Here is a 20,094-nt window from a genome sequence, read left to right as displayed (position 1 = left end):
CATGCGCCGCCGGCTGATCCTCCTGACACTGCTGCTCGCGCCGGGGCTGGCCCTGTGGTGGCTGGTCAACAGCCAGAGCGGCCTGCAGGCCGGCAGTGCGCTGCTGGTTCAGGCCAGCGGCGGCCATCTCGTGCTGAACGGTCTGCACGGCCGGCTGAGCGGCCCGCTGCAAATCGACGAACTGCGCTGGCAGACTCCCGACCTGCAGATCGAGGCGAAGGGCCTGCACATCGACTGGTCGCCGCGGCAATTACTCGAACGCCGCCTGCAGGTTGGCGAACTGAGCATCGACCGCCTGACGATAGACAGCGCGGCAAGCGATACGCCGGCCCAGCCACCGGCCGACCTCGGCCTGCCTGTCGCGGTCGACCTCGAACGGATCGCCATTTCCACCTTGCGCTACGGCACGCTGCCGGCCGTGCGGCAGATCGAAGCCCGGCTGCACAGCGATGGCACCGAGCACCGACTTGAAGCATTCAGCGCCCGCAGCGGCGACACCCGGCTCGACGCTCGACTGAGGCTGGCCGGCAACGCCCCCTTTGTGCTGTCGGGCGAGGCCGTTCTCAACGGACAACTTGACGCGCATCCACTACAACTCAGGCTGAGCGTTGCCGGCCAACTGGCCGCGATCAGCCTCGACGCCCGTGCCGAGGCCGGGCTGCAGGGCAAGGCGGCAGCCACGCTCACGCCATTCGCGCCGGCCCTGTTGCAACAGGCCAGCCTGGCGCTCGACGAACTCGATCCAGCCGCCTGGCAAGCCGGCGCACCCTCGGCCCGCCTCGCCCTGCGCGGCGAACTGCGGCCGGAAGCAGGCGACACCCAACGCCTGAGCGGCCATTTCCGCATCGACAATGCGCGCCCCGGCCCGCTCGACCGGCAGCAACTACCGCTGGAAAACCTGGGCAGCCGCTTTGCCTGGCAAGCCGGGGTCCTGACTTTCAGCCAAATCGAAGCCCGCCTGCCCGGTCGGGCAACGCTGGCCGGCGAAGCCCGACTGGCCTCCGGCATCCTCGACCTCGATCTGCAGGCACGCCAGGTCGATGCGGCAAGAGTTTTCTCGATGCTGCGGTCTACCCGGCTTGCCGGGCCGATTTCGGCGCGCCTGGCCCCAACGCAACAAGACCTCAAGCTCGACTTGCGCGACCCGCTGTCCCAGATCAGCGCCGAAGCCCGCCATGCCGACCGCCGACTGGTTGTGCAGCGACTGTCATTGCAACACGGCACGGCCCGCCTGAATGCCGAAGGCTGGCTCGATCTCGGGCCGGCCATGAGTTTCAACGGGCAGGGTGAATTGCACGGCTTTGACCCGAGCCGCTTTGCCCGGCTGCCGGAAGCGCAGATCAATGCCCGCTTCTCGGCCGACGGCCGACTTGAGCCGCAAGCCACGATCAACGCCCGTTTCGACCTCGACAATAGCCGTCTTGCCGGCCAGCCCTTGAGCGGCAAAGGCAACCTGAACATCGCCTGGCCACGCATCCCGAATCTTGATCTGCAACTGGTCGCCGGCCCCAACCGACTGACCGGCAGCGGCGCTTTCGGCCGCCCTGGCGACCATCTCAAGATCAGGCTCGACGCCCCCAGACTCGATCCCTACGGCATTGAAGGCAGCCTCAACGGACAGTTCGGCCTGAGCAGCGAACGCGACCAGAACCTGCTTTCGGCCACGCTGGAGACGCCCGGCCTTGCCCGTCGCGGCCTTGGACGACTCAAGGGACTGAACCTTGCCGCCACGCTGGGCAGCGCCCCGAGTGCGCCGCTTCGCGTGACGATGGCGCTCGCCGCGCTGGATAGCGCCGAGCAGCGCGACATCGTCCGCAATATCAAGCTGCAACTGGATGGCAGCCAGCAAGCGCACCGCCTGACGGCCAGCGCCCAGGGTTTCGGGCGTGACGAGATCAAACTGGCGCTGAATGGCGCGCTGGGCGGCAACAAGGCGCAGCCAGACTGGCGCGGGCAACTGACTGAGTTGACGCTGAACAGTGAAGAAAAGCAGCGCAACTTCCACCTGACCCAGCCGGCACCACTGACGGCCAACCCGGCGGCATGGCAGCTGGGTCCGCTGCAACTGGGCGGCGACGGCAGCGGCCAGCAGCGCTGGCAGCTCAACCTGCAAGCCGGCGCCGACCGCCAGCATCTGAAGGCAAGCGTGCACGGCCAGGGCGAGCGCCTCGGACAACTCGACGGGCAGCTTGATGCAACGATGCGCAGCGCCTGGCAGATCGATCCGGATGCCCGCTGGCTGGGCGAACTACAAACCGACAGCAAGGACCTCGGTTGGCTGGGTGAATGGCTGGGCGAACGGATTCACATCGCCGGGCGGCTCAAAGGTCGCCTCAAGCTGGCCGGCAGCCCGGCGCAGCCGCTCGTTTCCGGTCAATTCAAGGGCGATTCGCTGAGTCTCAAAGTGGCCGATCAGGGGCTGGCGCTGGCCAACGGCGAACTCGACGTGAGCATGACCGACAATCTGCTGCGCGTCACCCGCCTGAGCTTCGACAGCGTGCTGCAAGCCCTGCCGCGCGCGCTGCAACGGAGCGATGACGCAACGCTGCAACAACTTGTCCGGCGCCCCGGGCGGCTTGAAATTAGCGGCGAAATGCGCGTCGACCGCAGCACGGCAGCAGACAAGGCATTCCTCGATGTCCATCTCGACCGCTTCGGCCTCTACCAGTTGCCCGACCAGTGGGTGGCCATTTCCGGCGACGGCCGACTGACGCTGCAAGACGCGGCACTCTCGGTACGCGGCAAGCTGGCGGTCGATGCCGGTTACTGGCAGCTGGCCCAGATGGGTACGCCGCGCCTGTCCGACGACGTCGTGATCAAGTCGAAATACGCCGACCCGGCGGCCAGCAAACCCCGGCCGCGGCTCGATCTCGACCTCGGCGCCGATTTCGGCCAGCACTTCCTGTTCCGCGGCGCCGGCCTGTCCACCCGCCTGAGCGGCGATCTCCGCCTGCGTGCCGAAGGGCGCGACCTGCCGCGGGCAAGCGGCAATATCCGGATGCGGGATGGACGTTTCGACGCCTACGGCCAGCAACTCAGCATCGAGCGCGGCGTACTCAGCTTTCAGGGGCTGCTCGACAATCCGACACTCGATGTGCGTGCCGTACGGACCGGACTCGCCGTCGAGCCCGGCGTCCAGATCAGCGGCAGCGCCCGTAAACCGGTCATCCGGCTGATTTCCGACCCGGAACTGCCGGAAGCCGAAAAGCTGGCCTGGCTGGTTCTCGGTCACGGTCCGGAACAGGTCGGGGCCGGCGACGCCAGCGTCTTGCTGTCGGCCGCCAGCGGGCTGCTCGGCAACGATTCGGGCAACGTCATCCAGCAACTCAAGAGCAGTTTCGGGATCGACGAATTCGGTGTGCGCAGCGGACAAGTCGGCGATGCCGGCGGCCGTCAGCGAACCAGCCGTGTCGCCGCCAGTAGCGTGGATACAGCCAGCACAACGGGCAACCAGATTCTCAGCGTCGGCAAGCGACTATCGTCGAATGCCGTGCTGAGTTACGAGCAGGCGCTCGGCAAGGCCGAGAGCGTCGTCAAGCTGACGGTCAACCTGAACCGCCAGATTTCGGTCATCGGCCGGGCCGGCAGCGACAATGCGCTCGACCTGTTCTACACCCTGACCTTCGGGCGCCCGGCCAGACCGCTGAACGGCCGCTCAGCGACGACGGCCCAGTGATCGCCCGAGCAGGGCAATCAGGTCATCGACATAGGTAAAGACAACCGGCACGACGAGCAGGCTGAGGAAGGTCGAGGTGATCAGGCCGCCGATCACGACAATCGCCATCGGTGCGCGGAAGCTCGGATCGGTGCCGATGCCCAGCGCAATCGGCATCATCCCGGCGCCCATCGCCACCGTCGTCATGACAATCGGCCGGGCGCGCTTGCGACAGGCATCGAGCAGCGCGCTCCAGCGGTCGAGGCCGTGATCGCGCCGGGCCAAAATGACGTAGTCGATAAGCAGGATGGAGTTTTTCGTGGCGATGCCCATCAGCATGATCAAGCCGATCATCGACGGCATCGACAGCGCCGTATGCGTCACGAACAACGCGAGGAAAGCGCCCGGCACCGACAGAACCAGCGCGGCGAGAATGGTCACCGGCTGGACGAAATCCTTGAACAGCAGGACCAGCACGACGTAGATGCACAGCACACCGGTCAGCATGGCCAGCCCGAAACTCTGGAACAGCTCGCCCATCGCCTCGGCATCGCCGACCGTCGTCTGGAGTACGCCGGGCGGCAGTTCGCGCAGGCTGGGCAAGGCCAGTGCCTGTTTCTCGACTTCACCGAGCGGCTGGCCGTTCAACTCGATTTCAAAGTTGATGTTGCGCAGACGGTCGTAGCGATCGATCTCGGCCGGGCCGCCGGCAATGCTCAGCGACGCAACATTGGCGATCATCACCGGGCCATGCTTGCCTGGCACGGTCAACCGCTCCAGCAGGCTCAAATCCTGACGCGCATCGGGCGGCAATTTGACGATGATCGGAATCTGGCGCTGGGCCAGATTGAGCTTGGCCAGCCCCTGATCGTAATCACCGGCCGTGGCAATGCGCAGCACTTCGGCAATCGCCGCCGAGGTCACGCCGAGATCGGCGGCACGGGCAAAATCGGGGCGCACCACCAGTTCTGGGCGGACCAGGCTGGCGGTTGAAGTAATCGCCCCGACACCGGGAATGCCGCGCAATTCGCGCTCGACCAGACGGGCATGCTCGGCCAGCAACGGCCCGTTTTCGCTGGCCAGCACCAGCACGTATTTTTCATTCGAGCCGCCCAACCCGACCTTGACCTGGACGCCGGGCAAATCAGCCAGGCCCTCGCGCAGATCGCGCTCGACCGACTGTTTGGTTACACCGCCACGCTGCTGGCGCGGCGTCAGATTGATCGTCAGCGTTGCCTTGCGCACCTCCGCCGCACCACGCGGCGCAAAGGGATCGCTACCGGCAGCACCGCCACCGATCGCCGTGTAGACCAGTTTCACATGCGGGTTTTTCTCGACGATCAAGCGTGCCTTTTCAGCCATTGCACGGCTCTCCTCGAAGGTACTGCCCGGCGCCAGCGAGAGGTAAACCTGCGTTTGCGACAGGTCATCCGGCGGCAGAAAGCCGGTCGGCAAATAGGGCACCAGCGCAAAGGAACCGAAGAAAAAGACGGTCGTGGCAAGCAGCGTCACGATCCGGTGTTTCAGGCACCACGCGGCCCAGCCGGCGTAGACGGTCATCCAGCGCGGCTCGTGTTCGTCCTTGCTCGGCGGTTTGAGGATGTAGGCCGCCATCATCGGCGTCAGCATACGGGCAACAACGAGCGAGAAGAAAACGGCGATTGCCGCGGTCCACCCGAACTGGACGAAGAATTTGCCCGGCACGCCGCTCATGAAGGCAGTCGGCAGGAATACGGCAATCAGCGTGAAGGTCGTCGCAATCACCGCCAGGCCGATCTCATCCGCCGCCTCCATCGCCGCCTGGAACGGTGTCTTGCCCATGCGCAGGTGGCGCATGATGTTTTCGATCTCGACAATCGCGTCATCGACCAGGATGCCGACGACCAGCGACATCGACAGCAAGGTCACGACATTGAGCGAGAAACCCATCAGGTACATCACGCCGAAGGCCGGAATGATCGACAGCGGCAGTGCCGTCGCCGAGACCAGCGTCGCCCGCCAGTCGCGCAGGAAAAGCAGCACGACGATGACGGCGAGTACCGCGCCCTCGATCAGCAAGGACATCGAGCCGGTGAAGTTTTCCTCGACCGGATCGACGAAATTGAAAGCTTCGGTGATCGTGATGTCGGGGTAATCAGCTTTCAAACGGTCGAGCATCAGCCGCACGTTGCTGGCCAGTTCCACCTCGCCGGCCCCCCGGCTGCGCACGATCTCGAAGCCGACCACCGGCTGGCCGTTGAGCAGTGCCGCCGAACGCTGCTCGCCGACCGTATCGCTGATCCGCGCTACCTGATCGAGACGAATCTGCCGGCCATCCGACAGGGTGATATCCATCGACGCCAACTCTGCAGCCGACTGCACCGTGGCGATGGTACGCACCGACTGTTCGATGCCGCCGACGTCGGAACGTCCGCCCGAAGCTTCCTGCTGGATGCGCCGCAACTGCCGCGAAATATCGGCCGCCGTCGCTTTCAGGGCGAGCAGCTTGGCCGGATCGAGTTCGACATGCACCTCGCGCGTCACGCCGCCGACGCGCGATACGGCACCGACACCACGCACACTGAGAATGGCCTTGGTCACGGTGTTATCGACGAACCACGACAGCGCTTCGTCATCCATCCGGCTGGAAGCCACGGTATAGGTCAGGATGGGCGCACCGGCAAGATTCATCTTGCTGATCACCGGATCCTTCAGATCGCCCGGCAAATCAGAGCGGATGCGCGAAACGGCGTCGCGCACGTCGTCGACCGCCTCCTGCGTTCCCTTTTCGAGGCGGAACTCGACGGTCACGATGGCCGTCCCATCCTGCACCTTGGTGTAGATGTGCTTGATGCCCTGCAGCGTGGCCACCGAATTCTCGATCTTGCGCGCCACCTCGGTTTCCATCTGGGCCGGCGCGGCACCGGGCAGGCTGGCCGTGACCGTCACAGTCGGCAGGTCGATATCCATGAACTGCTGGATCTTCATCGCCCGGAACGCCATGCTGCCGAACAGCGTCAGCATGATGAACAGCAGGATGGCCGGAATCGGGTTCCGGATGGACCAGGAAGAAACGTTCATTGCGCTTTGCCGTCGGCAGGGCTGATCTTGACCGTGTCTCCATCGGCCAGGAAGCCGGCGCCGCGCTCGACCACACGGGCCGAGGCATCCAGCCCCGAAACGATTTCAACCCGCTCGCCCTGACGCCTGCCGGTCAGCACCTTGGTCTGGGCAACGCGGCTTTCGCCATCGAAGCGGAAAACATAGGCAAAACCTTCGCGCAGAACCAAGGCGGTTTGCGGCAGGGTCAATGCCGGGCTGGCCGCCAGCGCAAACTCGCCGCGCGCGAACATGCCGGCCCGTACTGCCGGGCTGGCCGGCAGATCAACATAGACCAGGCCGTTGCGCGTTTGCGCATCGACGCTCGGCGCCACCGTCCGGACTTGACCCTGGACAATTTCACCGGCCGGATTGCTCAGACGGGCCGGCACGCCCGGCTGAATCCGGGCCAGATCGGCCGCCGGCACTTCAGCGCGCCATTCCAGACGCCCGCCCCGAATCAGGCGAAACAACTCCTGGCCGCTTTGCGTCAATGAACCGACCACCGCGCCGCTGGCCGAAATCACGCCATCGTCCGGCGCCAGCACCGCCGTCTTGCCCATTTTCAACTCGGCCGCCTGCAAACGGGCGCGAGCGGCTGCAAGACGGGCCTGCGCCGTGTGATCGGCGGTCTGATACTGGGTGTGCAACTGGGTGCTGTAAAACCCCTTGGTTTTCAACTCCGTCGCCCGCTCGCTGTTGCTTTTCGCCTCGGCGGCACTGGCCTCGATTTCGGCCACCGCAGCACGAACCTCGGCCAGTTCGCTGGCGACGGTATCGCTGGCAATGCGCGCCAGCACCTGGCCTTTCTTGACCCGCTCACCGACCTGGACCTTGACCTCGGCAATCCGGTAATTGCTGATTTCCGGGCCGATCACGGCTTCCTGCCAGGCCACCACGTTGCCATTGGCCGGAATCAACTGGGCCCAATCCTGCTGCTGCGGCGCAACCAGGCTGACGGTCAAGGCCGGCTTGGCCGCTTTCGCCGGGAGCGCGGCCTGCGGTGCAGGCTGGCCGCCGGAAAAAACGACAAAACCGGCGCCGGCCAGCAAGGCCACCCCAGCCACCCAAAGAAATTTGCGCCCGGAAAGGGCTGCCGGTAAATTGATTTTCATGCCAAAACCTGTGTCGACCGCAGTAAGTCCGGCATGATACCGCGAGCATGCGCGCTCATGGCAGCCAGCAACCGGGTCATTGAGTTTTACGCCGATGCCCCGGTCGCGATCCAGCTCAAATGCTGTCGAAATGCCCTTGGGCCTGGTCGGCACTTTCATAAAGATGCGGCTCGATCTGCTGCTTTTCGAGTGCTTCGCCGAGTTGCATGCGCATGAAGGTGCTTGAGGTATAGCGCGTCACGTCGTGGTAATGCCGGCTCATGATGCCTTTGACGATGCCGATGTAGTCATCGACCAGCTCGGGGACAATCGAAAACCGGTCGTAATTGACGATGGCGTTGACCTTGTGGCCCAGCGGCGCAAGCTGCGCCTCGACGGCGTCGAGAATACGCCCGATGTCAGCCTCGCTGCGCACGCTCATGCCGGCAAAATTGACGAAGAACAGGTTCTTCTCGGCATCGTAGGACAGCCGCTCGGCCATCGGAATTTCCAGCATGTCGGGCCGGATATTCATCGGCTCGTCGCTGAAAATCCGGGCATCCATCAAGGCCGGCTGGCCATTGATGATCGGCATGAAATCCATCTTGTCGAGAATGTCCTTCTGCAGATCAACACCCGGCGCAATTTCGATCAGCTCCAGCCCTTCAGGCCGCAACTGGAAAACGCAGCGTTCGGTGATGTAGAGCACGCGCTTGCCCCACTTCGCCGCCTGCGGGCCACTGAAGGTGCGATGTTCGACCTCTTCGACAAATTTCTTCGCCTTGCCATCTTCAAGAATGGCCAGTTTTCCCTCGTTGACCGCAACATCGAGATTGCCGGCCGTGAAAGTACCGACGAAGACGACGGTCTTGGCATTTTGCGAAATATTGATGAAGCCGCCCGCCCCGGCCAGGCGCGGACCGAATTTGGAGACATTGAGATTGCCCTGACGGTCGGCCTGGGCCAGACCGAGGAAGGCGATGTCCAGCCCACCGCCGTCGTAGAAATCGAACTGGCTGGGCTGATCGATGATCGCCTGGGCATTGGTTGCCGCGCCGAAGCTCAGGCCGCCGGCCGGCACACCGCCAATCACGCCGGGCTCGGCGGTCAGCGTCATCAGGTCGATCACCTGTTCCTCGGCAGCAACGTTAGCCACGCCTTCCGGCATGCCGATGCCGAGATTGACGATGGCGTTGGCCTTGAGTTCCAGCGCCGCCCGACGGGCGATGATCTTGCGCTCGCTCATCGGCATCGCGGCAATGGCCGACATCGGCACCTTGATCTCGCCGGCGTAGGCCGGGCTGTATTGTTCGACGAAGGTCTGCATGTGGAATTCCGGCTTCTCGGCGACCACGACGCAGTCGACCAGGATGCCGGGAATCTTGACCTGACGCGGGTTGAGCGTACCGCGCTCGGCAATCCGTTCAACCTGCACAATGACGATGCCGCCGGAGTTGCGTGCAGCCATCGCAATGGCTTGCGCCTCCAGCGTCAGCGCCTCCTTTTCCATTGTGATGTTGCCATCCGGATCGGCTGTCGTGCCACGGATGATCCCGACATTGATCGGAAATGCCTTGTAGAACAGGTATTCTTGCTCGTCGATTTCCATCAGGCGAACAAGATCAAGCGTCGTTTTCTCATTCAGTTTGCCGCCCCCAAAACGCGGATCGACAAAGGTGCCGAGACCGACATGGGTAATCGTCCCCGGCTTGCCGGCGGCGATATCGCGAAACAGGTGCGAGATCACGCCTTGCGGCAGGTTGTAGGCTTCGATCCGGTTGGCCACGGCCAGTTGCTGCAACTTGGGCACCAGGCCCCAGTGACCACCGATCACCCGACTGACCAGTCCGTCGTGGCCGAGATGATTCAGGCCCCGCTCCTTGCCGTCACCCTGCCCGGCCGCATAAACCAGCGTCAGGTTACGCGGGCTGCCGAGGCCATGCACATCGGCCTCCTCACCTTCGAGAAAGCGCTGTTCAAGCGCAACAGCGATATTTTCCGGGAATCCGATACCGACGAAACCGCCGGTTGCCAATGTGTCGCCATCCTTGATCAGGCGGACAGCATCACGGGCAGAAACGATCTTGCCGGTATCGGAAGCACGCAATGAAGCGGCTATCGGGTGACGGGAAAGGGCCATGGTCAGTCTCCGTTTATTATTTTGTGATCTGGTTCAGACAATGCCGGTCGCGTAGAACACCGCGATGACGACAAAGACAGCCAGCGTCTTGATGCAGGTAATGGCGAAAATATCCTTGTACGCCTGACGATGGGTCAGACCGGTCACCGCCAGCAAGGTGATGACGGCGCCGTTGTGCGGCAGCGTATCCATGCCGCCCGAGGCCATCGAGGCAACGCGGTGGAAGACTTCAAGCGGAATACCGGCGGCATTGGCATTGGCAATGAAGGTTTCAGCCATGGCAGCCAGCGCAATGCCCATGCCGCCGGAGGCCGAACCGGTAATCCCGGCCAGGGCCGTGACGGTAATCGCTTCGTTGATCAGCGGATTCGGAATCGAACTCAGCGCATTGGCCACCACCAGGAAACCCGGCAAGGCTGCGATCACGGCACCAAAGCCGTATTCGGAAGCCGTATTCATCGTCGCCAGCAGCGCACCGCCGATGGCGCCCTTGCTGCCTTCGGCAAACTTGGCGAAAACCGTCTTCCAGGCAAAGATGAAAACCGTCGCAATGCCGACCAGCAGCGCACCTTCAACCGCCCAGATGGCAGCAATGGCCTTGGTCTGCTGGACAACCGGAGCAGCCTTGCCGATCACCGCCGGAATAAACGAAACCTTGTCGCCGTAAAGTGCCGGAATCAGGTTGGTAAATACCTTGTTCATCACACCGACCATGATCAGCGGCAGGATGGCGATCATCGGATGGGCCAGCTTTTCATGCTCGAAGGCTTCCGGCTCATTGCTGTGGCCTTCGCCATAACCTTCACCGGCAGCAATGGCCTTGCGACGGCACCATTCGAGGTAGGACAAGCCGCAGATGAGAATGAAGACGCCACCGATCAGGCCAAGCCAGGGCGCGGCATAGATATCGGTCTTGAAAAACGTCGTCGGGATGATGTTCTGGATCTGCGGCGTACCGGGCAGCGAATCCATCGTGAAGGTAAAGGCGCCGAGCGCGATGGTGCCGGGAATCAGGCGCTTCGGGATGCCGCCCTGGCGGAACATTTCGGCGGCAAACGGGTAAACCGCGAAAACCACCACGAAGAGCGATACGCCGCCATAGGTCAGCAGCGCACAGACGATGACGATGGAGAGCATGGCGCGTTCGCGCCCGATCATCTTGATCACCGAGGCGACAATGGCTTTGGAGAAACCGGACAGTTCGATCACCTTGCCGAAGACGGCGCCGAGCAGGAAGACCGGGAAGAAGTTCTTCACGAAGCCGACCATCTTGTCCATGAACAAGCCGGTGAACATCGGGGCAACCAGTGTTGGATCGACGAAAAGCACGGCGCCGAGTGCGGCAATCGGTGCAAAGAGAATGACGCTGTAGCCGCGATAAGCGACGAACATCAAGAATGCCAGCGATGCCAGCACAATCAAAAAGTCCATTGTTGTCTCCTAAGAATTAGATTTGCCCGAAGGCTATCGCACGCCTCGTGCCATGGAGAACAAACCATTGAAACCAATGAGAAAAGGCAAAAATCAGCGGTCGACCGCAGGAGACATTCCGTCTGCACTGGCTGACACACTGTCCAGCCCGGCAGACACATCAAGGCGACGCTGCATCAACGCCCAGCACAGCAATTTTTTCGTACAAGGCGGCCCGCGAGATGCCCAGCAGACGAGCGGCCTGCGCCTTGTTTCCCCCCGCTGCGCGCAAGGCATTACCGATCGCGTCACGCTTGGCCTGGGCAATCGCTTCGGCAATATCCAGACTGCCAGCCACCGCCTGCTGAACAGCGGGTGGCATCACGGCATCGAGATCTTCCACCTCCAGACAATCGCCGTCCGACATCAGCAAGGCGCGCTCAAGCACGTTGGCCAGTTCGCGGACATTGCCGGGCCAGGCATGCTGCGTCAACCGGGCGAGCCCGGCAGTCGAAATACTGCGTACCGGCTCACCTTGTTCGCGACAAATGTGATCGATCAGGAAATCGGCCAGCAGCGGCATGTCCTCGAAGCGCTGGCGCAACGGCGGTGTTTTCAGGGTAATGACATTGAGTCGGTAATACAGGTCGGCACGAAAACGACCTTCGGCAACCATCTGCTCAAGATCGCGGCTGGTCGCCGCAATGATCCGCACATCGACCGGAATCAGGCGGTTCGAGCCGACCGGTTCGACTTCACCTTCCTGCAAGGTCCGCAGCAATTTGGCCTGCAGCGCCAGAGACATGTCGCCGATTTCATCGAGAAAAAGCGTACCGCCATCGGCCAGCTTGAACTTGCCGTCGCGCCCATGCTTGTCAGCCCCGGTATAGGCGCCGGGCGCGACGCCAAAAAACTCGGCCTCAAGCAGCGTTTCGGGCACGGCGGCGATGTTGACCGCGACAAAGGGCTGATGCGCCCTCGGCCCGGCGGCATGCATCGCCTGGGCCAGCAACTCCTTGCCGGTCCCGGTTTCACCGAGCACCAGTACCGGCGCCGCAGTCCGTGCCGCCCGGCGAGCCAGTTGCTTGACGGCCATGCAGGCTTTGCCGGCGCCGATGAAACAGGAAAAACTGTAGCGGGTGCGTCGGGCATCGGCCAGTTTACGCTGGGTATCGGCGAGGTCCGTACGCAAACGCTGGTAGCGGGAAACGACCGGCGCCAGATGGCGCGGATCGTCGTAGAGCATGAAGCCGACGGCACCAATCACGACGCCGTTTTTATCGCGCAACGGAAGGCGGCTGACGACAAAGGATTCATCGGCGAAATCCATGATGTCGAGCATGATCGGCCGACCGCTTTCAACAACCTCACGCAGCAGGCTGTTGGGAATGATCGTTTCGATTGGCTGGCCGATGACGGTTGCCGGATCGGCAATGCCGAGACGATCCGGATATTGCCCGTTCATCCAGACAACGCGCGCATCCGCATCGACAATGACGGCCCCCTGACAGAGATCGACAAAGTAAGTGGACAACGCACGCGTCGCCAATTCACGCAGGTCTTCGCGTGGCCCGCTGGCTGCGTCGTCCCGCGTCATCGGCACTACGCGCAGCGACATCTCAGTTGGCCAGCGCGGCCTCGATCTCGGCAAAGGTCTGGGGCAGGTCGAAACCGAGTACCGGCACACCAAGCAGACGACCGATCTGGGTGGCCGAGAAAATACCGCGCACACGCGGCAAGCCCGTGACCGGATCGATATCTTCAACCAGGATGTGCTGACGCCCTTTGTTCTTGAGCGCTTCGAGGATATCAATCACGCGGGCATGCATGACTTCATTGAGATACAGGGTATCGATATTACCGACCGGGCACATCAGGTCGCGCACCGCCAGTTCAGCCGGCTTGACGCCGCGCCCCTGGGCGATCTGCATAGGACGCTCACCCAACGTATCACGCGCCGTGATCAGACCTTCGACTTCGCCATCGGACGCCGTCACCATCAGCAAACGGACGCCACGCGAAATCATCGTTGCATTGGCTTCGGCCAGCAGCGCCGCCGCACCGATCGTCACCGTATGGACACGCGAAAAGTCGGTCATCGCTTCAATGGCCGGCGAATCGGCACCGATCTGGTTGTAACCGGAAAGACAGAGCGAGGCATTCTGGGAAAGCTTGTGCGTACGCACTTTGGCAGCAAGAGTCATAACCTTTTCCTCCTTAGGGGTTTTCAGTCTGAAACAGCACGGGGAAAACGTGTTTTTGTTTCTTCTCAAGCCGCTTTCCCGTAGTCAAGTATTGTGAGAATACGAGATATTTGCAATAGCCCCAGGGGAAAACCCCTAGATGCAATCGTTGCGCGCCCGAGAAAAGCAAAGCCCCTTGCTTCCCGACCCGAGGAAATGGATGGTCAGCACCCGCAGCACCCGATCAAGGGAACTACGGCTTCCTGACCAGTTGCCGGGCAAAGGCTTCGTCGTTCTTCGAGACCCGGCGCACGACTTGCGGGCCAAGGGCATCAACAAAGCGGACAAAATCGTCCTGCGTCATCGCTTCACCAAGCTCACGGGTTTCGCCTGCAATTTGTTCACGCAACTTGAACAACCCGTCTCCGGTCACGACCATTTGATAAAGAGGCCCATCGCTCCGACGATTAAGGCGTGCAACAGCGGCCGCCGCGCGAGTCGAGCGGGTCATTCGACACTCCAAAGCAGTGGTACACGGCAATGCTGGATCAAAATGAATCTCCCGCTTGTTTGGCATCGGCCCCTTGAGAAGATGACCGAACAGTCGATGCAGAAAAAGTGCCAAAACGCATTCTACAAAGCAAAACGCCAACCGGTTAGGGTTGGCGTTTTATCCTTGCAAACCAAGGCTATGTTCTGGTGGCCAATCGCGGAATCGAACCACGGACACGCGGATTTTCAAGACAAGACACCTGTTAAATCAGCACCTTGAGATCAAATCCATCAACGACTTTCTCGACACCCACGACGACGACCGTATAACTAAGGAAGATACTTGAGATAACGCTCTTATCGTTTTCTCCAAGAACCTTCCCCTAAAAGCCACGGGGCGAAGACTACCAGATACAGCCAATCGGCGCAGCACTTTCCCCTGATGAACCGGCTGCGGACAGGCCGTTTCAGAGCGACCAACCATTTTTTCAGGGGAAAGTTGCCCAGACAATCTTGGGCAACACCCTTTGCCATGTTGAAATCGCAAGCGTCTAGCCAGGGCACGGACAGTCCACTTCGTGCCAAGCCTACAAAAACAGAAAGAAGCAAGCTACTTCTTCAACGGCTTCCCACCTTTTTTGAACGCCGGATTTGACATACCACTCCTGTGATCGACTAGTCGCTGAAGTAGTTGATTGGTTTTCCGCTGCTCAAACAACAGCTCACGGAGAAGCGTATCCGTTTTTGACTCCTGCTCTGGCTCAAGCCACTGCTTGGTATTTAGGTCATACCAGCGCCCCCTGTTATCTGGGACCTCTACACCACTTATTGTACGGTCACCCTCTCGTTGAGATGCCCCTCTAGCTTCGATTACTTCCTTCAATGCTTTACGAGCTGCGTGCTGCCCATGGTTAAGGAAAACAGTGGCGGCTTTACGAGGTACTCCCGCCTTCTCCTCACCAATCTCACGAAACACATAATCAAGCAGACCATCCTGGTCAGCATGACCGGAGTAATAGCCCTGAATTTCAATAACGTTAGCAGTAACCTCAGATGGAGAAATCGTTTTTTCCCCTATTACCAAGCTCTCGCTAGGTAACGGACGGCCTTCATCCCGCGCCTTGCAAATACTAACCAAGCTATCCCCCAGAGATCCTTTGGCCATGTAGCCGGTCACCAGAATTGTTGCCTGCCGCTTGGAGGCAGCAATTTTTTCAAGGTGCTTAACTACCGGGCCACCTTCGCACATACCGCCCCCTGTAATGACGATACACCCTCGCTCCTGAGCCTCGATTGGCCTAGGCATCTTGAAACCCGACTCATACCGAATCTGATGAATTCCGACTGGAATCGTTACTGTTTCACCATTGGCCGGGGGGAAAAGGGAATGGATTACCGCATCGACCTCCTCCTCGTTTGCCAAGCCCAATCTATCGGCCATTTTCCGGTTACGACATATCGTTTCTTCTGGATATTTTTTTTGCCGACGACAAAGTTCGTCACGGAACACCCCGCTCATTTCCCTTGCTAAAGCCGAATCAAGGACGATATCTACTGGGTAAGCATGGCGGGTTGAAATGAGCTCCTGAATATCGGCAGACGAATATTCAGCGCCTTCACGGAAGGTGCAAATCGTGTTTCCCGGCTCACCGCCTTTAACAACGGCCGCCTTCCATCGATTGGCCTCATTCGGCTCCAACGAATCAATGGCCCGTATTAAGGCGCTGTGAAGGGGGTAGCCCCAAGACTCACCATCAAAGTCATTAATCCAAGGATTCGACGGATAAAAAGGTGCCTGGGATTTTTCAGGCGATGAGAAATACTTAGAAAAAACAAAGTGAAGATCAAAAAGCAATTCTTGTGTCCGCTGCAGTGAGAATGCGGGGACAACCAGTACCGACTTCTTGTCGAACACCTCTCGCTGAACGATATCGCGAAGAGTCTCGATCCTGGCATCGAAATCGGAGAAGTGCGTTTCACGAGAACGTGCCCCATAAGTCGACTCAACTACGATTGCTTCTGGCCATCCGAAAACCCCCTGCCTCCCGGCCAACAGCGGTTGAAACGGATTTTCTTTGGTGTTGTTGCCAAGGTCACCGCTCATGACCATGTAAACACGTTCATCTGCCTCGTTCATCCAGCCAAGAGCAATTGAGCATGCACCCAAAATATGTGCGGATCGAGTAAACGAAGCGAACAAGTCAGGTGCGATCGGCAGGATACGCGACAGCCCAAACCCATCTCTTTCGTCGATGTACTCAAACTTAATCCGATTTACGTCCTCCTCGGAGTAAAGCCCCTTTACATGGCGCGCAGCATCGATCAAAGAAATTCGCGCCAAACGGCCTGTCGCCTTCGTACAGATCACCCGCCCCGAAAAACCTTCGCGATACAGCTTGGGAATTAGTCCGCAATGATCCTGGTGAGCGTGCGTAAGCAACACAAACTTGATCTCTGATGGGGAGAATGGAAACGGTTTGCCATTGGCAGCCTCATCATTACCCTCTCCTTGAACCAAACCGCAATCGACCAAGAACTCGATGTTTTGCCGCTCATAGGAAAAATGAGTGCATGAACCTGTTACATGCCCATCAGTTGCACCCAAAAATCTAACCTTCATCATCAACTCCCTATTTATTTAGCTTTACCGGCACAACCACCGGCGTGCCGGTAAAATCTTTACCCGTAACTGACTGTGACATCGCTAGATCGCCAGTCAGCGCACAGGAAGCACTATCTATCCCATCTGAATTTTGGAATACGTTTTAATCGACGAGGAAAAAACGTGAGAGTTTTGGAAGCTGCATATCGAACAGTCCATGAAAGCGCCGGAGGTGCAGCGGCCGTTGCCGATGGCATTGGCGTTGGTAAGCAGGTGTTGGTCAACAAGGTCAATCCCAACAACAACTCTCATCACCTTGGCCTTGAAGAGGCCGTCAAACTAATGGAGTTCACAGGCGACATCCAAATACTCCATGCGCTAGCACAGGAATTCTCAGGAATATTCGTCCCTCTCCCCGGTTCTCCCTTAATTACAGATAACGCGGTAATTACTGATATCAGTGAGATGTCAGTCAAGTTTGGCCGACTGGTTCAGGAAGTTGTAGAAGATGCAAAAGACGGTGAAATTACCGGTACAGAACTTAACCGGATCGAAGGTGAAGCAATGCGTTTGAGAACGACCCTTGAGACATTGCTTTCCCATGTGAGAGCAATGTATGAAAAATCACCTTCCGCAAAGCAAACCAGAACGGCGTAGTGGCACCATACCCAGCATCGACAGGGGGCAACCTCAACATGGATGCCCCCAATTGGCCCTGCTAGGCAGCAATTCCCCAGGCCACTGAATCAAAACTTAACCGCTTCTGCTCCGGAATCACGAATATAACGTCCGGACGAACCCCCGGAGAATATTCGCTTGCAATTGCCCAACGGGGTATAGCGAGGGTTCGGGAAATATCTTGAACCACATCATCAGGAGTGAACTTCTGAGGCAAGTATCCCCCCCATACACTGGGCGTTTCCGCCTCAACCTCCACCAATAGTTCTCTTCCTTCAATCTGTAGCGATTGAAGGACGCGTATCTTTTCTTCATCACTTGCCTCGGGGATCGACTCGGAAAAATACTGAAGAGCTATTCGACCGACATCTCCCGGCAGAAACATCAACCGATTCTGGTGTGCCATCAAGTGAAATCGAATGAAGTCTTTAACTTCAACGTAAGCCTCTTGCGCCACTACCGACAAGGGCTTCTCTATGAAATGGGCCTTCGGCTTTTGCCTAAACTCGCCATTCGAATTGAAGTATATTTCGAACAGCATGCCAGCCAAAACATGCTTAGCCGTTTCATCATGGAAACGTGACAATTGAATATCCAGATTTGCCATGAAATCCATGGCTTTCTGTGCATTACCACAAGCAGCCTGATAAATATTCCGCCCTAGAACAAACCAAGCTGATGCACTAAACGATTCTTCACGAATTGACCTTATCTTGGCAATCGCTGGGTTTTGTATGTACCAGTTGCATGACTTGATTGCCCGAATGATTTCGTTAATTTCTAACGGTACATCTAATTCGTACGCGCTATCGCGCAGTGCATCAACGTCGTATTGAAGTCGGGGCGCCACAATTCCAGGAGTGGCTACAGCCACTGCTTCGGGCTCACTTGGCCCAACAGTTACGTCAGTGTCGACCACGACCTCATCAGCTACCACGCCCCCTGTTTCAGGCGAAGTTTGGTCATTTACTTCTTCTGTCGCATTGCTCCCAGAAGCAGAGTCCATTGCCGCCGCCCCATTCGACAATGCCGATATGTCACTTGAATTTATCTGAATAGCAGCTGCAATTTGCGCATATTCATGAGCATTATCCTTAGAGAGGCCTTCAATTAAAGCAGCCAAACTGCAAATAACAACATTGGCTAGACCTGTGGCTCTTTTGAATTCAGACACTAATCTTGGGTCAGCCAACTTCACCTCTGGCTGACTATTTGCAACAGCCTTACGAGCCCCCCTTCTCGTTACATCCATCCGTCGCTGCGGAGAATAAACCCAATCTGATTTTTCGTCATTTGTCACAAATAGTACTTGCGAAAAATCATCGCTCCGAGCAGCAGAATGCTGGAGAATTTCAAACCAAATGATTAAATCACCGAAGCGATTTTCTTCCTTGTCATCGTCTCGAAAGGCAGGAGGAAGACGGTGTTCGATTCTTACATCCCCCTCACGAGCAGCACGTGCGCACAACTCCGTGAGATCCGAATTTAGGATGGCAGGAGAAAGGTGCGTTTGAATTTCTTCATGCACCGCTTCCGGATCAAACTGATGTTTGAATGCCCTTGTAAACTTTGGAAGGCCTTCTACGGCGGCCCGGAAATCAGTCAAGAATGCCGATCTATCCCCGTCAAAATTAATCGCCCTTAGCACCGTATCATCGACAAACAATGCAGCTGTCTCAAGCATCACCTCCAATGCCTTCTTTGGCTGGTCCGGATCCCTGCTTTTGGGAGTGTATGAATGTAGCATCCGGTTTCTTACACGTGACAAATACTCCCCGGCAGACCAAGCAGGCACACACAAACGACTCTGAGACAACACAGCATCTGCCCAAGCGAAAAACTCCTGCCTCGCTCCCGCGTGGAGCTTGTACATATAGGCAAGAATATTTGTATCAATAAATATTAATGTCTTAGGATCGCGCGCCATCGTGGCGATATCCCTCAGATGCTCGTCCTTCGTCTTATTTATAACATTTAAGCCAAACAGCATTGTTTCCCCCTTAGGTTTTTTCTGTAACCCACTAGCGATGTGCGCATTAGATGATGTAATTCCATCGCAATGGCTACCGCCTCATCGTTCCCTTAACATCAAAAAACGTCGCTCCGCCCAAGACCACAACATGGCTACCATTCAGCGACAACTGCGCATATTTCTGCGCTTGAATCACGAAGAGCGTGCCCGAAAATCGGCGATTTAGTCCTTTGTAGTGGCAGCCAGTGAAGGTCACATCCAAGTTGACCGAAACAGGCATGATGCCAGGTGCAGCGATACCTTTCAGGCTGCATCCATTTTCCGGGCTACTACCTTTTACTTTGCCCTGAGGGTCGATATCGATCGTCATTGGTACAACGGCCATTGCCTCTTGGACAACCCCACCAGCACCTGTGCCCTGGTACTGCACCTGTCCACGCCACGTCCCCGACGGTGATGCGTTGTTACCGATCATGCTCAGCAACGACAGGGTTGCAACCAATTGAATAGACCGCCCTTCAGCAAAACTACGAGCATCATCGGTGAACTCGCCTGAAGCAACAACGAAACCACCGACTGCCCGTTCAGCAGTCATCACGCCGTACAACTCACGCACAGTCGCGACACCAACTTTGGCTACCTTCCACTGTTTGCACTGGACGAGGTATTTGTCCTGTCCCATATACAACTCAAGATCGACACCACCGTCAGGGCCATCGCCACCGCGCTCTACGACCCTGTAAACAAGGGTAGAAAACGGGATTTTCCTTCTTCATATATCGCAGACAGA

12 protein-coding genes are annotated in these 20,094 nt (G+C 58.6%); 2 read left to right on the top strand and 10 right to left on the bottom strand.

Annotation, left to right across the window (positions count from 1 at the left end; all coding sequences use genetic code 11):
• Nucleotide 1 precedes the first annotated feature (1 nt).
• Entirely contained in the window at nt 2-3,676 is a 3,675-nt protein-coding gene (locus KI614_RS02300) for a translocation/assembly module TamB domain-containing protein (RefSeq protein WP_226407563.1), read from the top strand.
• On the opposite strand, the gene KI614_RS02295 is transcribed toward KI614_RS02300, so the two are convergent.
• The 8 genes from KI614_RS02295 to KI614_RS02260 all read right to left on the bottom strand — a co-directional run bounded on the left by KI614_RS02295 (nt 3,656) and on the right by KI614_RS02260 (nt 16,675).
• On the bottom strand, nt 3,656-6,715 hold the full coding sequence (locus KI614_RS02295) for an efflux RND transporter permease subunit (RefSeq protein ID WP_226407561.1): 3,060 nt from the start codon (nt 6,713-6,715) through the stop codon (nt 3,656-3,658). The two genes, KI614_RS02300 and KI614_RS02295, sit on opposite strands and share 21 nt — an antisense overlap.
• Nucleotides 6,712-7,848, bottom strand: a complete 1,137-nt coding sequence (locus KI614_RS02290) for an efflux RND transporter periplasmic adaptor subunit (protein WP_226407559.1) — start codon at nt 7,846-7,848, stop codon at nt 6,712-6,714. The genes KI614_RS02295 and KI614_RS02290 overlap by 4 nt, the downstream gene beginning before the upstream one ends.
• Before the next feature lie 115 nt (nt 7,849-7,963).
• Complete coding sequence (locus tag KI614_RS02285; RefSeq protein WP_226407557.1) at nt 7,964-9,967, bottom strand: acyl CoA:acetate/3-ketoacid CoA transferase; 2,004 nt, start codon at nt 9,965-9,967, stop codon at nt 7,964-7,966.
• Between the two features lie 33 nt (nt 9,968-10,000).
• Complete coding sequence (locus KI614_RS02280) at nt 10,001-11,398, bottom strand: GntP family permease (RefSeq protein WP_226407555.1); 1,398 nt, start codon at nt 11,396-11,398, stop codon at nt 10,001-10,003.
• 160 nt (nt 11,399-11,558) lie between these two features.
• The gene (locus KI614_RS02275) at nt 11,559-12,995 is read right to left on the bottom strand and encodes a sigma-54 interaction domain-containing protein (protein WP_226407553.1); all 1,437 of its coding nucleotides are present in this window, start codon (nt 12,993-12,995) and stop codon (nt 11,559-11,561) included.
• A gap of 1 nt (nt 12,996) precedes the next feature.
• Entirely contained in the window at nt 12,997-13,581 is a 585-nt protein-coding gene (locus KI614_RS02270; RefSeq protein WP_203468500.1) for a hypothetical protein, read from the bottom strand.
• Between the two features lie 232 nt (nt 13,582-13,813).
• Nucleotides 13,814-14,071 carry a hypothetical protein gene (locus KI614_RS02265; protein ID WP_226407551.1) on the bottom strand — a complete coding sequence of 86 codons (258 nt, stop codon included), beginning with the start codon at nt 14,069-14,071 and terminating at the stop codon, nt 13,814-13,816.
• Between the two features lie 591 nt (nt 14,072-14,662).
• Nucleotides 14,663-16,675, bottom strand: coding sequence for an MBL fold metallo-hydrolase (locus tag KI614_RS02260; RefSeq protein WP_226407549.1), 2,013 nt, complete (start codon nt 16,673-16,675; stop codon nt 14,663-14,665).
• 162 nt (nt 16,676-16,837) lie between these two features.
• Between KI614_RS02260 and KI614_RS02255 the strand changes: the two genes are divergently transcribed.
• Nucleotides 16,838-17,311, top strand: coding sequence for a phage regulatory CII family protein (locus KI614_RS02255; protein WP_226407547.1), 474 nt, complete (start codon nt 16,838-16,840; stop codon nt 17,309-17,311).
• Nucleotides 17,312-17,372: 61 nt separating this feature from the next.
• Here the strand turns inward: KI614_RS02255 and KI614_RS02250 are convergent, their stop codons facing one another.
• Both KI614_RS02250 and KI614_RS02245 read right to left on the bottom strand, forming a co-directional pair.
• On the bottom strand, nt 17,373-19,322 hold the full coding sequence (locus tag KI614_RS02250) for a PIN-like domain-containing protein (RefSeq protein ID WP_226407545.1): 1,950 nt from the start codon (nt 19,320-19,322) through the stop codon (nt 17,373-17,375).
• Nucleotides 19,323-19,395: 73 nt separating this feature from the next.
• A complete protein-coding gene (locus KI614_RS02245) occupies nt 19,396-20,067 on the bottom strand; it encodes a restriction endonuclease (RefSeq protein WP_226409214.1) in 672 nt (223 codons plus the stop codon).
• Between the last annotated feature and the right edge of the window lie 27 nt (nt 20,068-20,094).

The sequence above is a fragment of the Dechloromonas denitrificans genome (assembly GCF_020510665.1).
GTDB lineage: Bacteria > Pseudomonadota > Gammaproteobacteria > Burkholderiales > Rhodocyclaceae > Azonexus > Azonexus denitrificans_B.
The sequence above is the reverse complement of the archived record's forward strand: the minus strand, read 5'-3'. Positions and strand labels throughout refer to the sequence as shown.